This is a genomic window from Streptomyces sp. YIM S03343 (assembly GCF_054729195.1).
In genome coordinates this window covers 4,502,988-4,517,679 of record NZ_JBPUKX010000001.1, presented here as the reverse complement: position 1 = coordinate 4,517,679, position 14,692 = coordinate 4,502,988, and the positions used below count along the sequence as shown (strand labels likewise).

Genomic DNA, 14,692 nt, shown 5'->3' with positions numbered 1-14,692 from the left:
CGGTGGCGGTGGTGGTGACGGCCGAGGATGCCCGGGGTGCCTGACCCTGCAGCCGTACACCCCCATAGCGGGACACCCGGATTAAATCGGTGGCGTTCGACCCGCCTCGACCTGCACAGTTGGTGTGTCCACATCGCCGGTCGGGGACCGGCGTCCTATTCCGGGAGTGGAGCCGGGGCACGTCCATGCACGGCATTGCCTCCGGCTTCCAGCAGGGCAGTATGCGGAGCGACCACTACCTCCGCCCGCCCGTTTCCGCACGGGGAGCTGCCCGGGGCGGCCGCTTCGAGCACGCGATCTCACCCTCGCGTGGGCCGCCCACCCGGAAGGACGACGGCCGGACGACGGCCCAGGGCCCATGTCTTGCGGCATGATCCGCCGGACAGGCCCCGGGGGCCGGTCAGCCCAGTAGGCCCGGTCAGGCCAGCAGCCGCTCCAGGACCACGGCGATGCCGTCGTCCTCGTTGGACAGGGTCACCTCGTCGGCCACCGCCCGCAGTTCCTCGTGCGCGTTGGCCATGGCCACGCCGTGTGCCGCCCAGGCGAACATCGGGACGTCGTTGGGCATGTCACCGAAGGCGATGGTCTGCTCGGCCTTCACACCGAGACGGCGGGACGCCAGCGACAGGCCGGTCGCCTTGGACAGACCCAGCGGGAGCAGCTCCACGATGCCCGCGCCCGCCATGGCGACGGAGACGAAGCCGCCCGCGGCACGGCGGGCGGCGTCCGCCAGCTCGTCGTCCGACAGTTCGGGGTGCTGGATGTACAGCTTGGTCAACGGCGCGGACCACAGGTCGGCCACGTCCGTGAACGGGGTCGCGGGCAGCTTTTCGGTGGCCGCGTACCCCGGTCCCACCAGCACCTCGCCGTGCAGGCCGTCGCGGCTCGCCGCCAGGAACAGCGGGCCGGTCTCGGCCTCGATCTTGGCCAGCGCCACCGCCGCGAGCTGCCGGTCCAGGGTCACCGAGGTCAGCAGGCGGCCCTCCCCGGCGTCGTAGACCTGCGCGCCCTGGCCGCACACGGCCAGGCCCCGGTAGTCGAGGTCGTCGAGGATGTGACGGGTCCAGGCGACCGCGCGGCCGGTGACGACGATGTGCGCCGCGCCCGCCGCGGCAGCCGCGGTGAGCGCGTCACGGGTGCGCCGCGAGACCGACTCGTCGGAGCGCAGCAGTGTGCCGTCGAGGTCGGTCGCGACGAGCCGGTAGGGAAAGCCGTTGCTCACTTGGTGACCGGCTCCAGGAACTCCCGGCCGCCCAGGTACGGGCGCAGCACCTCGGGCACCCGCACCGAGCCGTCAGCCTGCTGGTGGTTCTCCAGGATCGCCACGATGGTGCGCGGTACGGCGCACAGCGTGCCGTTGAGTGTGGCCAGCGGGCGGACCTGCTTGCCGTCACGGACCCGGATCCGCAGCCGGCGGGACTGGAACTCGGTGCAGTCCGACGTCGACGTCAGCTCGCGGTACTTGCCCTGGGTCGGGATCCACGCCTCGCAGTCGAACTTGCGGGACGCCGAGGCGCCGAGGTCACCGGTGGCGACGTCGATGACCCGGAACGGCAGCTCCAGCGAGGTCAGCCACTGCTTCTCCCACTCCAGCAGCCGCCGGTGCTCCTCCTGCGACTCCTCCGGGAGGACGTACGAGAACATCTCCACCTTGTCGAACTGGTGGACGCGGAAGATGCCCTTGGTGTCCTTGCCGTGCGAGCCGGCCTCGCGGCGGAAACAGGGCGAGAAGCCCGCGTAGCGCAGCGGCAGCCGGTCGGCGTCCAGGATCTCGTCCATGTGGTACGCCGCGAGGGGCACCTCGGAGGTGCCGACCAGGTAGAGGTCGTCCTTGTCGAGGTGGTAGACGTCCTGGGCGGCCTGGCCGAGGAAGCCGGTGCCCGCCATCGACTGGGGGCGCACCAGCGCCGGGGTCAGCATCGGTGTGAAGCCGGCGGCCGTGGCCTGGGCGATCGCCGCGTTGACCAGCGCGAGCTCCAGCAGCGCGCCGATCCCGCTGAGGAAGTAGAAGCGCGAGCCGGACACCTTGGCACCCCGCTCGACGTCGATCGCGCCGAGCAGCTGGCCGAGCTCCAGATGTTCCTTGGGCTCGAAGCCCTCGGCCGCGAAGTCGCGGATCGTGCCGTGCGTCTCCAGGGTGACGAAGTCCTCCTCGCCGCCGACGGGCACATCGGTGTGGACGAGGTTGCCGAGCCGGAGCAGCAGCTCCTGCGTCTCGGCGTCGGCGGCGTCGCGCTCGGCGTCGGCCGTCTTGACGTCGGCGGCGAGCTGGCTCGCCTTCTTCAGCAGCTCGGCCTTCTCGTCCGCGGCGGCCTTGGGGATGAGCTTGCCGAGCGACCTCTGCTCGGCGCGCAGCTCGTCGAAGCGGACGCCGGACGACCTGCGCCGCTCGTCGGCAGACAGGAGAGCGTCGACGAGCGCGACGTCCTCTCCACGGGCGCGCTGCGACGCGCGCACACGGTCGGGGTCCTCACGGAGCAGACGAAGGTCAATCACGTGGCCAAGGCTACCGGTGCGGGGTCCTGCCCAACGACTCACTATTCCCGCCAGGGCGTACGTACCGTTATGGGGCAATAGCGCTGTGTGTCAAGAAAAGGTGTCTCACTCCCCGGGACGGGGCATGGTGCGGGCTTCCGGTTGACTCGATTCCCTTGTGAGGGGCGGGACTTGGAGCGGGGTGTTGTCCACAGGCCATTGGTCCCCCCAGTGAGTTATCCACAGGCTGTGTGCACGATCTGTGGATTTCGGAATTGATCACTCCGGAAGTGCGCTGCAGGGCGGGGTAAGGCACGGAATTCGTCGCTCAAAACGCAACAAAAGCCACTTTCACCAGGAAAGAGGTCACTCTGCAAGATGAACCAGGGGAAACAAGTGACCGAAGGGTGACCCGTCCGGCATGTGTCCGGATGGGGCTCCGCAGGCAGATTTGTCGACAGGCTGGCTCCCTGCTGTCGACTTGTCCCCAGGGGGAGCGGAAGGCCTGTGGATAACATCTGTGGACAACTTGAGGCGCCGCAGGTGGCGCGGGCTCACCCGCCGCCGGACCGCTCCGGACAGAGCCGCCGGACCGCTCCCGACAGAGCCGCCGGACCGCCCGGACAGATCAGAACCGCCCGTCAGAACCGACCGTCCTGGCACCGCGCGACCCAGTCCGCGGCCGACATGAACTCCTCGTCCGACGTCCCCGGATGCGGTGCGGCGACCTCTTCCGGGGTGATGTCCGCACGCGGGTACGACCCCAGGAACCGCACCTGGAGGCAGATCCGCTTGAGCCCCATCAGGGCCTCGGCGACCTTCCGGTCGGAGATATGGCCCTCGGCGTCGATGCAGAAGCAGTAGTTGCCGATACCGGCGCCCGTCGGGCGGGACTGGAGCAGCATCAGGTTGATCCCGCGGCCGGCGAACTCGCCGAGCAGATCGCGCAGGGTGCCGGGGTGGTCGGTGCGCTGCCACAGCACGACCGAGGTCTTGTCGGCCCCCGACCGGGCGGCGGGCCGCGCCGGGCGGCCGACCAGCACGAACCGCGTCTGCGCGTTCTCGGCGTCGTGGATGCCGGTCTCCAGGGCCTCCAGGCCGTAGCGCGCGGCGGCGAACTCACCGGCGAAGGCGGCGTCGTAGCGGCCCTCCTGGACCAGCCGGGCGCCGTCCGCGTTCGAGGCGGCCGACTCCCAGACGGCGTCGGGCAGATGGGTGCGCAGCCAGTTGCGCACCTGCGGCTGGGCGGCCGGGTGCGCGGTGACCGTCTTGATGTCCTTGAGCTTGGTACCGGGCCTGACCAGCAGCGCGAAGGTGATCGACAGCAGCACCTCGCGGTAGATCATCAGCGGGGTGCCCGCGACGAGCTCGTCGAGGGTGGTGGTGATGCCGCCCTCGACGGAGTTCTCGATCGGCACGAACGCGGCCTCGGCGTCACCCCCGCGCACGGCGTCGAGCGCGGACTGCACGGACACATACGGCACCAGCTGCCGGGTGGCCGCCTCGGGAAGGGTACGCAGGGCGACCTCGGTGAAGGTGCCCTCGGGGCCGAGATAGGCGTAGCTCGCAGGCATGACCTCACCCTAGTGGGCCCGCGACGGCCGGGGCGCCACACGCGCTCCGGCCTTCCCCGCGGCACCCCTCACCCTCCAGTCCTCATCCCCCAGGCTTCATCCCTCCAGTCACCCCTCCAGCAGGAGCTGCCCCACGTACTCCCCCCGTCCCGCCCCGCCCGGCACCGCGAAGAGGGCGCTCGTCTCGTGGCGGATGAACTTCGACAGGGCGTCGCCGCGGTCCAGCTTCCGCTGCACCGTCACGAAGCCGCGTAGGGGGTCGGCCTGCCAGCACACGAAGAGCAGACCGGCGTCCGGGGTGCCGTCGGCGGCGATGCCGTCGTGGTAGGAGAACGGGCGCCGTAGCATCGCCGCCCCGCCGTTCTTGTCGGGACGGCTGATCCGGGCGTGCGCGGTGGAGGGGACCACGTAGTCGCCCTTGGCGTCCGTCTTCTCCAGGTCCATCGCCGTCGTCTCGCCGCCCCCGGACAGCGGTGCCCCGTCGGACTTGCGGCGGCCGATGACCGCCTCCTGCGCGTGCGTCGACAGTTGCTCCCAGTCGTCGAGGAGCATCCGGATGCGGCGTACGACGGCGTAGGAGCCGTTCGCCATCCAGGCCGGGTCGGTGGAGCCGGACGCCGGTACGAAGATCCGCTTGGTGAAGTCGGCGTCGGTGGGTTTCGGGTTGCGGGTGCCGTCGATCTGGCCCATCAGATTGCGGGCGGTCATGGGGTGGGCGGTGGCGCCAGGGGAGCGGTTGAAGCCGTTCATCTGCCAGCGGACCCGGGCCGCGCTCCCGGCGTCCTTCTGTACGGTGCGCAGCGCGTGGAAGGCGACGAGGGCGTCGTCGGCGCCGATCTGCACCCACAGATCACCGTCGCTGCGGGCCTTGTCGAGGTGGTCGGAGGAGAAGTCGGGCAGCGGGTCCAGGGAGACCGGCCGCTGTTTCTCCAGGCCGGTGCGGGAGAAGAAGGTGCGTCCGAAGCCGAAGGTGAGCGTGAGGGAGGAGGGGCCGGCGTCGCGGGCCACGTCCGTGTCGTCGTGCGGGGCGGCTTCGCCTGCCATGAGCCGTTCGGCGGTCGCCGACCAGCGGCGCAGCAGCGCGGCGGCCTCCTTGCGCCCGGCCCCGGCCGTCAGATCGAAGGCGACGAGATGGCCGACGGCCTGGAGGCCCTCGGTGATACCGGGCTGATGTTTCCCGTGAAACAACGCCTTGGCGGAGCCGAGTGAGGTGAGCGGGGTGGCCCCGGCGGGTGCGGCCGTGTATCCGACGGCGGCGCCGGCCGCGCCGAGTACGAGCCCGGTGGCCCCGGCGGTGCTCAGTAGCCGTCGTCGGGACACGCCAGTGGCGGCGGCTGTGTCAGCGGGGGCCGTGGCGATGGTGTCGGTGGGTGTAGCGGTGTCGGTGGTAGCGGTGGTGTCGGGGGTGCGGGCCGTCTCGGCATCCGCGGTGGAGTGGTCAGGCATCGTGCGTTCAGCCGATCTGCGCGTTCTTGGAGACGGTGGTCTGGTCGATGTCGGAGGTCCGGACCGTGACGGAGATCTTCCAGTCGCCGGCCATGGGGATCTGGAGCGCGGTGGCCGCCCAGTGCCCGGTGGCGATGTGGTCCGGGGCCACGGGAAGGGGGCCGATCTTCTTGGCGTCGAGGGTGAAGGAGACCTTCACCTCGGGGATGTCGAAGGCGCGTCCGTTGGGGCGCTGCACCAGGACGTCCATCTTGTTGGCGCCGGTCCGGGCCGGGTCGAGTTCGAGCCGTACGAGGCCCTTGCCATCGGTGCCGCCTGTGTCGAAGGGCATGTCCAGGGTCAGGGCCGCCCCGGTGGACGCCGCCGAGTTCGACGAGGACGACGTCGACGACGAGGATGCCGCTGCCTTGGCCGCCTCGGCCTCCCGTACGGTCCGGCCCGGTTCGCTCTGGGTCAGCACGGTGGTGACGGCGAGCAGCGCCACCGCCACCCCGGCCTCCGCGAGGACCGAGCGGCGCAGCCCGGAGCGGCCCGCGTCGGAGTCGCGCAGCCGCTTGACCCGGGCGGCGTTCACGGCGGCGCGCTGCCGGGCCAGCTGGGCGGTACGGGCGGAGTTCGGGGAGCCCGCTCCGGACGCCTGGCCGCCCTTGTGCACGGCGGCGGGCCCCTTCGCGGCCTGCACGGCCTCTGCGGCCTGCACGGCCTCTGCGGCCTGCACGGCCTCTGCGGCCTCCACGGCCTCCACGGCATCCGTGGTGTCCGTGGTGTCCTGCGGGACCTCGGCCGTCTCCGTCAGCCGCCCGGTCCACCGCCGAGAGAACCAGGCGACGGCGACCATCACCGCCACGAGCGCGATCTTGGCGAGCAGCAGTCGCCCGTACGTCGTACCGGTGAACGCGGACCAAGAGCCGAGCTGCCGCCAGGACTGGTAGGTGCCGGTCGCGACCAGTGCGAGGACGGCGCCGAAGGCGACCTGGGAGAAGCGGCGTACGGCGGCGGCCTCGATCGGGGTGCCGGCGGGCGCCTTGTAGAGGGCGGTGAGCAAGGCGGCGAGCCCGCCCAGCCAGACGGCGACGGCGAGCAGATGGACGACGTCGACCGGCATGGCCACGGCGGGCTGGAGCCCGGTGGAGGCGTGCTCGGCCAGAGCCCAGCTTGCCGCCAGCCCGGCCGCGACGACCGTGCCGCCGACGGCGAGCCCGAAGGCGAGGTCGCGCCTCTCCTCGCCGTCCTGCGCGTCGTCCTCCCCTTCGACCTCCCCGTCGTTTTCGACCTCCCCGTCGTTCGGGGTTGCGGTGGACGACGGGCGGGCGTACGTCCCGAAGAGCACGGCGATGAACAGCGACCCGGCGGCCAGCAGCAGCAGCCGGGAGACCAGCGCGGCGCCGGTCTTGGTCTGGAGGACGTCGGCGAGCAGGCTCAGGTCGAAGATGTCGGCAGTCTTCCCCGACCCGGTGTAGGAGCCGCGCAGCAGGAGCAGGGCGAGGGTCGCCGCGGTGAGCGCGAGCCAGCCGGAGACGACGAGCCGCTGCATGGCCTTGACCCCTGCGCCGCGCGGCCAGCAGCCGAGCACGAAAGCGGCGCCGCCCACCATGACGATGAACCCGGCGTACGACATGTACCGCCCGAAGCCGTAGAGCCAGCCGACGACCCCGCCCCCCGCGGAGGGTCCCGAGACACTGACCGCGGTCTTCGAGGGACTGCCGACGGAGAAGGTGAACGCACCGGCGACGGGGTGGCTGTCGGCCGAGACGACCTGGTAGGTGACGGTGTACGTGCCGTTGTGCAGGCCGCTCTTCAGCTGCACCGAGTAGGTGGTGCCGCCGGTGTTGGACGGTTTGCCGACGTCGACGCGACCGCCCTTGGGATCGAGCACCCGCAGCGAGCCGTCGCTGAGGGCGACCTTCTCGGAGAAGGTGAGCGCCACCTCGGTCGGCGCCTTGGCGACCACCACCCCTTGCTGGGGATTGCTGCCGGTCAGCGCGGCGTGCGCGGTGGCGGGACCGGCACCGGCGAGGAGCATGCCGGTGACGGCGACGAGCAGCAGCACAAAGGTGCGCACGCGGGGGGTGATGGTCTGCGGCACGGTGGCCCTCCCTCAGTGTCCGGTCGCCGGGTTGTACGTGGCCGGCTTGACCGGCATCTCGACGGTGAGCGGATCGGATGTCGCGAAGTGCAGCTTCAGGGTCACCGTCCGGCCCTGCTCGGGCCGTTGCTTCAGCTTCTCGAACATGAGGTGGTAGCCCCCGCTCTTGAACACGAGTTGACCGTGGGCGGGGACCGTCAGGGAGGTGACCTCGTTCATCGCCTGCCCGGTGGTCTCGTGCAGGGTGACGCTGCCCGCCGCGTCGCTGGTGACGGAGGTCAGCTCGTCCTTCGTACCGCCCTTGTTGACGATGGTGAGAAACCCGGCGGCCATGTCGGAGGTGACGGGCCGGGGCATGTAGGAGGAGCTGACGGACAGTTCGGGGCGGTCGCTGGAGCCGGAGCCGGAGCCGGAGCCGTCGGCGGAGTCGCCCGAGCCGCCGCCGCAGCCGGTCAGGAGCAGGGCGCCGGTGAGTGCCGCGCCCATCGCAGCGGACAGGGCCGGGCGCCTGGAGGTTCTCACGGGTTCTCCCCCTTGATCAGCTTGGGGAGGTCCTTGGTGTAGTCGTCGACGGTGGTGTCCTGGCCGTAGAGGACATAGCCGCCGTCGGTCTTGGGGGAGAACGCGATGACCTGCGTGCCGTGCGCCGAGACGGTCTTGCCGTTCTTGTCCTTGCTGGTCGGCTCGACGGAGATGCCGAGGGCGCGGGCGCCCGCCTGGATGGCGGCGAAGTCACCGGTGAGCCCGATGAACTGAGGGTCGATGCCCCTGAGCCACTTGCCGAGCTCGGCCGAAGTGTCCCGCTTCGGGTCGGTGGTGACGAACACGACGCGCAGCTTCGCCTGTTCGGCCGCGGGCAGCGCCTTCTTGGCCACGGCGATGTTGTTCATCGTCAGCGGGCAGATGTCGGGGCAGTGGGTGTAGCCGAAGTAGACCAGCGTCGGACGGCCCGCGGTCTCCTTGCGGAGGTCGTACTTCTTGCCGTGGGTGTCGGTGAGAACCAGGCCGGGCTTGTCGAAGGGCTGGTCGAGCACGGTCGCGGCCTGCTGCGAGGCGTCGGCGGAGACCACGGCGACCGGGCTGTCCTTGCCGCCGCTGCCGGTGGCGCAGGCGGAGAGGGTGAGCGCGGCGGCGGCCAGCAGCGCGGCTGCGGCGAGGGTCTTGGGAGTCCGGGCGGTCTTGGCGGTCTTGGAGGTCTTCGTGCAGGTCATCTTGCGCATGGATGCGTGTCCCAGTGGTGAGTGCTCCGGCGCCCACCGGGGCCGTACAGCCGTATGACGAACGTACGGGCCCCGGTGCGCGCCATGGTGAGCGGGTCTCAGGCGGCGGTGCGCCGACGTCCGGCGAGGACGCCGTACGCCACTCCCGCGGCGCCGACGACGATGCCGACGACGCCGAGGACGCGGGCGGTGGTGTCGCTGCCGGAGGAGGCGGCGGAGGAGGTGGAGACGGCGGCGGTGGTCGCCTCGGAGGTGGCGGCGGCGTCCTCGGCGGTAGCGGCGCCGTGGCTGTGCCCGTCCTCGGAGGCGGCGGAGAGCGCGAGCACCGGAGCGGGGTTCTCCGGTTCTTCCTGGCCGTCCTTCTGGACCTCGATCCAGCGGACGACCTCCTTGTTCGAGTACGTCTGGACGGCCTTGAAGACCAGTTCGTCGGTGTCCTCGGGCAGGGCGCCCATGGAGAGCGGGAACTTCTGGAAGTAGCCCGGCTCGACGCCCTTGCCGTCCGCGGTCCAGGTCACCTTGGAGACGGCCTCGTCGATCTTCTTGCCGTGGACCTCCAGCGGCTTGGTGAGCTTGGACTTGGTGATCTCGACCTTCCAGCCGGCGAGCGGCTGCGCCATCACCGAGGCCAGCGGGTGGTCGGCGGGGAAGCTGACCTCGACCTTGGTGGTCGAGGCGTTGTCACGCTCGTTGGGGACTTTGAAGTCCACCACCGCGTAGCCGCCCTTGGCCGCGGTGCCCTCCGGGGCGACGCTGACGTGCGCGAACGAGGGGGTGGCCAGGGCGAGCACGGCGATCGCCGCGGCGCCGCCGACGGCGGTGAGACGGGAAGCCTTGGAAGCCTTCATGGCAGGAGCACTCCACTTCGGGTGATGATCCGGGGCACGGCGCCGGCTCAACCTGGAGCATCGGTTGATGGCTCGTGGCCGGTGGCCGGTGGCCGGTGGCCGGTGGCCGGTGGCCGGTGGCCGGTGACCGATGGCCGGCGGTCGGTGCCGTGCGGGACTGCGGGAAAGGGACGCGCGGCCGCACGACGGCGGACGGCCCCTCCCCGGCGGAATCCCGATGGAATGCCGACGGAGTCCCCGTGGGCTCCTGGAGGGCTTTCGGAAGGCTCCGGTGGGTGGGGTGCGGTGGTCGCTGTCGTGTCAGGCGGCGAGCGCGAGGGCGAGTGCGCCCGCGGCGGGCGGGCCGCGTCGGATCACGGCATGGCGGAGCGTGGTGGTACGGGGCCGGGGCGGGCCGGGCCAGGCGGTTTGCCCCAGCCCCGGTCCCGGCTCGGGCGCGGCGGGCAGCCCGGCGTACAGGGCGCGCGCCAGCGCGAGCGCCCCGCGTAGGGACCGTACGGCCGCCCCCTCGGCGACGGCGTGCGCCGACAGCTCGATCAGCCGCAGCAGCGCCAGGTCCCCGCGCCGCAGCAGCCAGCCCGCCGCGATGGCGGCGAGGACGTGGCACAGCAGCATCGGCAGGGAGGGCAGCAGGGCGGTGAGGGGCCCGGTGGAGGCGGCGGGCAGGGCGTCCGCCGCGTGGTGCGGGGCCGCCGTCGCACCGCCGGTGCCGGTGAAGGCGCCCGTGGCCCGGTCGTAGAGGCGGGCGTCGCCGAGGACACGGCGGGCGTGCTCGGGGGTGATCGCCGCAGCCGTCGTACCGCACAGGATGCGGGCCGCCCGTGACACCAGCTCGGCGTCACTCACGGAAGCCGCGGACCGGGCCATGGACGACGTTATGGACGACGTTATGGACGACGTCATGGACGTCATGGAGTTCATGGCCGCCGTGCCCGAGGTTGCCGCCTGCTGACCCAGCCCGAACAGGGTGTGCAGCGCCGTCTGGCCGACGGCGAGCAGTGCCGCGATCCCGGCGGGTGAGCGGGTGCGCCCGGCGAGCGGTACGGCGATGGCGAGTGCCCCCAGGAATCCCGCGGCCAGGGTCCACAGCGGGACCGTGGCGCAGGAGGCGAGGACATGGCCGCCCGCGCCCAGCACGACGCAGACCGCGGCGAACACCGCGGCCCGCAGGAACCGGAGCCCGTCTCCGGAGCGCGCCCAGCGCATGTGGGGGGCAGTCATGGCCCGCTCATCTTCGCACTGGGCCTCTCGGCCTCTTGCGGCAGGGGCGGGTAGTGACGTAAAGCCGGGCGGTCGCGGGAGGGTTGGACCGGTGGATCAGCGGGGACGACGGTGACAGCAGGGAGGGCAAGGGGGGCGACGGAAACGCCACATTCCGTCGCTCCATACACCGATCTCGTGCAGCGCGCATCCCCCGGATGGGCCTCTTCGCGTCAACTTCGTGCTTACGCCTCGCCGCTCGGGGCAATACGTATCGGTATGTCGAGCCGCAGCCAGGAGGCTGGAGCATGAGCATCTGGTGGTCACTCCACTTGCGGCGCGACGCTGCGAGCGTGCCGCTCGCCCGGCGCCTCCTGATCGGCACCATGGAGACGGCGGGGGTCGACCCCGATGTGTCGTACGACCTCTCCGTGGCGTTGAGCGAGGCGTGCGCGAACGCCGTCGAGCACGGCGGCGGCCCGGCGCGCGACGACACCTCGCAGGCGTATCGCGTCACCGCCTACCTCGACGGCGAGAAGTGCCGGATCGAAGTGGCCGATTCCGGACCGGGTTTCGCCCGGCATCATGTCGCCCGCACGGTCCGCGCGGACTCCGAGCACGGCCGGGGACTGTGCCTGATCAGAGAGCTCGCGGACCACGTCCACATCCGCACCGAGCCGGGGCGCGGTGGCGCGGTGGTCAGCTTCGACAAGATGCTGAAGTGGAGGAAGGACACCCCCCTCATGGTGGTGTAGCACCAGGGTGAGGGCTCAGGCGTGAGGGCTCACGGACGGGGCTGACGGGTCAGTCTGCCTGAGGTCGCCACCGGCTGGCCTCTCGTACGGCGGCCAGGCCGGCCGCTCCGGCTGCTCCTGCCGCGAGGGCCAGGGAGAGTACGAGCAGTTCACCGCACAGGCTCCAGGACAGTTGTGCGCCCTGTGGGCCGCCGCTGATGGGCTGAGCGAGGACGACGTAGGCCCCGATCCCTGCGGTCCCCGCGAGGGCGATGGGCAGGCTGAGCGACCATATCGCCGTGGTGCGGAAGACGCGGCGCTGCCCGGTGAGCGCGGTGAGCGGTGCGAGGGCGCGGGCGAACCGGAGAAATTCCGCGAGGGACGAGACGACCATGGCCACGGCGATGTACAGCGTGCCGACGGTGCCGAGGAAGGGGATCCACCGGGCCTGGAAGCCGAGCGTGTCGGAGCCGCTGCCCTCGGCCAGGGGGCGGATGACGGAGTCGGTGCTCAGGGACAGGCGGGCGGCGCGTTTGACCGCTGGGAGGTCGAGGGCGTTGCCGTCGGAGGTGAAGACGACCAGCCATATGTCCTGGGGGTCGAGGCGGGTGGCCTTTCCTGCGCGGACGGTGGCCGGGGTTTCTCCGAAGTCTGCGTAGGAGGCGACCTTGAGGCGGCGGTCGAGCTGGTCGAACGGCACCGTCGCGGGGGTCGGTCCCGTGGGGCAGGGAAGGTGCAGCGCCTTCAGGTCCGCGCAGGGGGCCTGGATGATGCGTCGCGTGCTGGAGCCGTCCGGTGCTGTGTCCGCGTGGCCGAGCGACAGCATATGGACGCCGCTGGGCAGAGCGGCCCGGAACAGCTCGGTGGGCCGGGCACGGTCGGCGGCCTGCACCAGCGCCATGCTCTTGCCCTGAGCCGTGTTCACGAATTCGGAGTCGTCGGAGCGGTTGTAGAGAAGGGTGCTGATCAGCTGGGTCTGTCCGATGACTCCGATCGCGATGACCAGTGTCGCGACCAGGCGCACGACGGCACCGGGGCGGGCGGCAAGGGTCCGGGCCGCGATCAACCGCCCGGGGTGACCTGTCTGGCGGGCGGCAGCGACCATCCGGGGCGCGTAGCGTGCGCAGGTCCAGGCGATCACTGAGGGCAGGGTGGTCCACACGCCCAGGACGGCGAGCAGGTAGCCGAAGGCGGAGCGCTGCCCGCCGCCGAGCATCGGTCCGGTGGCAACGGCGAGGACCAGGAAGGCCGGGCAGGCTCCGAGCGCGAAGCGTCGCAGGAGCCCGTCGCCCGCCGCGCGGACGCGGGTACGACCGGACCGGCGATCGGCGGACGGCTGGAGGAGCAGGGTGACCGACAGGACGAACGCCACGGCCGCGGCCAGCGCGACAAGCAGGCCGCCCGCAGCCCGGCGCAGGTCTGCCGCGGCCAGAGTGAAGTCGATCCACGGCAGCGTGACGTCGAGGACGAGGGCCGGGGTGACGAGGGCCGCGGCTGCTGCGGCGCCGACGGCGACGGGGAGCACGGCGGTTCCGAAGTCCATCCAGGCCCGCGTCCGACGGCCGGCGCCGAGGACGGACAGCAGACGGGCGCGGCGGTCATGACCGGCTGCGCCCATGCGGGCGGCGGCCACGGTGAGTCCGGCGGCGGGAAGTCCCACCAGTACCAGCATGATCAGGTCGAGTTGAGTGCCCCGGTCGCTGTCGATGGCCTTCAGATCACCGAACGAGGGACCGGGGGAGCCGAATCCCACGATGGGATCGAGGTAGCTGGAGTTGAGCATGGCCCGGCTGGGGCGGGTGTAGACGAGTCGCTCACCCGGGGTGGCCAGTCCGCTCTCGCCGATTCGGCCGACCGCCTTGCCGTAGCGGTGCGCGAAGTCCTCGGAGGGCGGTCTGTCCGCAAGGGCGGGAGAGAGGAACGCCTCGCCCGGAGCGGGCCAGCGGCTCAGCCCCGGAGGAAGTGGGGCGTCGGCCGTCAGCGGCCATACGACGACCACGGAGTACTGACGGCCCTGTTCACTGTCCCAGTACCGGGTCCACAGTGCCTTGGGCTGCCGGCCGTGTCCGGCCATGACGGGGTTGCGGGCCGTGCCACGCAGTTCGCGTCCGTGGAAGGTGGCGGCCGAGGCGGCGAAGGCGAAGGCAGTGAGGGCGGCCACGACCGTGGCCATCATCAGTGCCAGGAAGCGGGTACGCCCGCTCTCGCCGGCCCTCGCGGCCGACATGCCCATGCGCAGCAGCTGCCACCGCAGCGGCGCTTTGTTCGTCCTCACGCCTGCCCCCGGCCGCTTGCGTCCACCAGGCGTGCCTGGCTCAACCGCAGGACGCGGTCGGCACGTTCTGCCACCGATGCGTCGTGGGTGACCAGCAGCAGCCCGCAATTGCGTCGTCGTGGTGCGTCGAGCAGCACCTCGGCAACCTGGTCGCGGGCGTGCTCGTCCAGTGCCCCGGTGGGCTCGTCCGCCAGCAGCAGGGACGGCTCGGACATGAGTGCCCGGGCCACGGCGGTGCGTTGCCGCTCGCCGCCGGACAGGTCCGCGGTGAGCGTGCCGTCGACCGGCACGCCGAGACCGGCCAGCAGGTCCTCTCCCCGGCTGAACGCCTGGCCCCGGTTCTCACCGGCCAGCAGCGCCGGCAGGGCCACGTTCTCCACGGGGCTGAGCTCCGGCAGCAGCTCGCCGAACTGGAACACCATGCCCATGTGCCGCTGCCGCCACCGCGCCAGCTTGCCGCCCCGCAGGGCCATGACGTCCTGCCCGGCCACCAGGATCCGGCCCGCAGGCGCCCGGATGAGCCCCAGGACCAGGGAGAGCAGGGTGCTCTTCCCCGAGCCGGAAGGTCCCGTCACCGCGACCGACTCACCGCGCTGCACGGTCAGTTCCAGCGCGGACAGCAGCTTGCGGCCGCCGATCTCGTAGTCAAGCCCGTCGATACACAACGGGAGGTCAGCCGACACCGCTCCACCCCAGACGTCAGCCCCGCTGCGCGCCCGGCGCGACGGGGAGCTGCCACACCATGTCTCTTCCTACCCGCCCGGGCCGACAACGCGCGCACGCGAAGAGCCGGGCACCCAGCGGTACCCGGCCCTCGGCCCCGGAGCCAGGCAT

12 protein-coding genes are annotated in these 14,692 nt (G+C 71.6%); 1 reads left to right on the top strand and 11 read right to left on the bottom strand.

Annotation, left to right across the window (positions count from 1 at the left end; all coding sequences use genetic code 11):
- Window positions 1-418: 418 nt before the first annotated feature.
- The 9 genes from ACSYGN_RS19495 to ACSYGN_RS19455 form a co-directional block, all read right to left on the bottom strand.
- Complete coding sequence (locus ACSYGN_RS19495; RefSeq protein ID WP_460397353.1) at window positions 419-1,222, bottom strand: HAD family hydrolase; 804 nt, start codon at window positions 1,220-1,222, stop codon at window positions 419-421.
- Window positions 1,219-2,496, bottom strand: a complete 1,278-nt coding sequence (gene serS, locus ACSYGN_RS19490) for a serine--tRNA ligase (protein WP_460397351.1) — start codon at window positions 2,494-2,496, stop codon at window positions 1,219-1,221. The genes ACSYGN_RS19495 and serS overlap by 4 nt, the downstream gene beginning before the upstream one ends.
- Before the next feature lie 620 nt (window positions 2,497-3,116).
- On the bottom strand, window positions 3,117-4,049 hold the full coding sequence (gene pheA / locus ACSYGN_RS19485) for a prephenate dehydratase (RefSeq protein WP_460397349.1): 933 nt from the start codon (window positions 4,047-4,049) through the stop codon (window positions 3,117-3,119).
- 108 nt (window positions 4,050-4,157) lie between these two features.
- Window positions 4,158-5,495: an iron uptake transporter deferrochelatase/peroxidase subunit gene (efeB, locus tag ACSYGN_RS19480; RefSeq protein WP_460397347.1), complete on the bottom strand. Its 1,338-nt coding sequence runs from the start codon at window positions 5,493-5,495 to the stop codon at window positions 4,158-4,160.
- A 7-nt stretch (window positions 5,496-5,502) separates the two neighbouring features.
- Window positions 5,503-7,581 (bottom strand): copper resistance CopC/CopD family protein, encoded by a 2,079-nt coding sequence (locus ACSYGN_RS19475; RefSeq protein ID WP_460397345.1) that lies wholly within the window; start codon window positions 7,579-7,581, stop codon window positions 5,503-5,505.
- Between the two features lie 12 nt (window positions 7,582-7,593).
- On the bottom strand, window positions 7,594-8,067 hold the full coding sequence (locus ACSYGN_RS19470) for a copper chaperone PCu(A)C (protein ID WP_460403572.1): 474 nt from the start codon (window positions 8,065-8,067) through the stop codon (window positions 7,594-7,596).
- Between the two features lie 32 nt (window positions 8,068-8,099).
- Entirely contained in the window at window positions 8,100-8,801 is a 702-nt protein-coding gene (locus ACSYGN_RS19465; protein WP_460397343.1) for an SCO family protein, read from the bottom strand.
- A 98-nt stretch (window positions 8,802-8,899) separates the two neighbouring features.
- The gene (locus ACSYGN_RS19460; protein WP_460397341.1) at window positions 8,900-9,649 is read right to left on the bottom strand and encodes a YcnI family copper-binding membrane protein; all 750 of its coding nucleotides are present in this window, start codon (window positions 9,647-9,649) and stop codon (window positions 8,900-8,902) included.
- Window positions 9,650-9,949: 300 nt separating this feature from the next.
- Complete coding sequence (locus ACSYGN_RS19455; RefSeq protein ID WP_460397339.1) at window positions 9,950-10,870, bottom strand: hypothetical protein; 921 nt, start codon at window positions 10,868-10,870, stop codon at window positions 9,950-9,952.
- A 287-nt stretch (window positions 10,871-11,157) separates the two neighbouring features.
- On the opposite strand from ACSYGN_RS19455, the gene ACSYGN_RS19450 reads away from it, so the two are divergent.
- On the top strand, window positions 11,158-11,604 hold the full coding sequence (locus ACSYGN_RS19450) for an ATP-binding protein (RefSeq protein ID WP_460397337.1): 447 nt from the start codon (window positions 11,158-11,160) through the stop codon (window positions 11,602-11,604).
- Between the two features lie 49 nt (window positions 11,605-11,653).
- Here the strand turns inward: ACSYGN_RS19450 and ACSYGN_RS19445 are convergent, their stop codons facing one another.
- A complete protein-coding gene (locus tag ACSYGN_RS19445; RefSeq protein WP_460397335.1) occupies window positions 11,654-13,858 on the bottom strand; it encodes a hypothetical protein in 2,205 nt (734 codons plus the stop codon).
- A complete protein-coding gene (locus ACSYGN_RS19440; RefSeq protein WP_460397333.1) occupies window positions 13,855-14,541 on the bottom strand; it encodes an ABC transporter ATP-binding protein in 687 nt (228 codons plus the stop codon). The genes ACSYGN_RS19445 and ACSYGN_RS19440 overlap by 4 nt, the downstream gene beginning before the upstream one ends.
- Window positions 14,542-14,692: the final 151 nt, after the last annotated feature.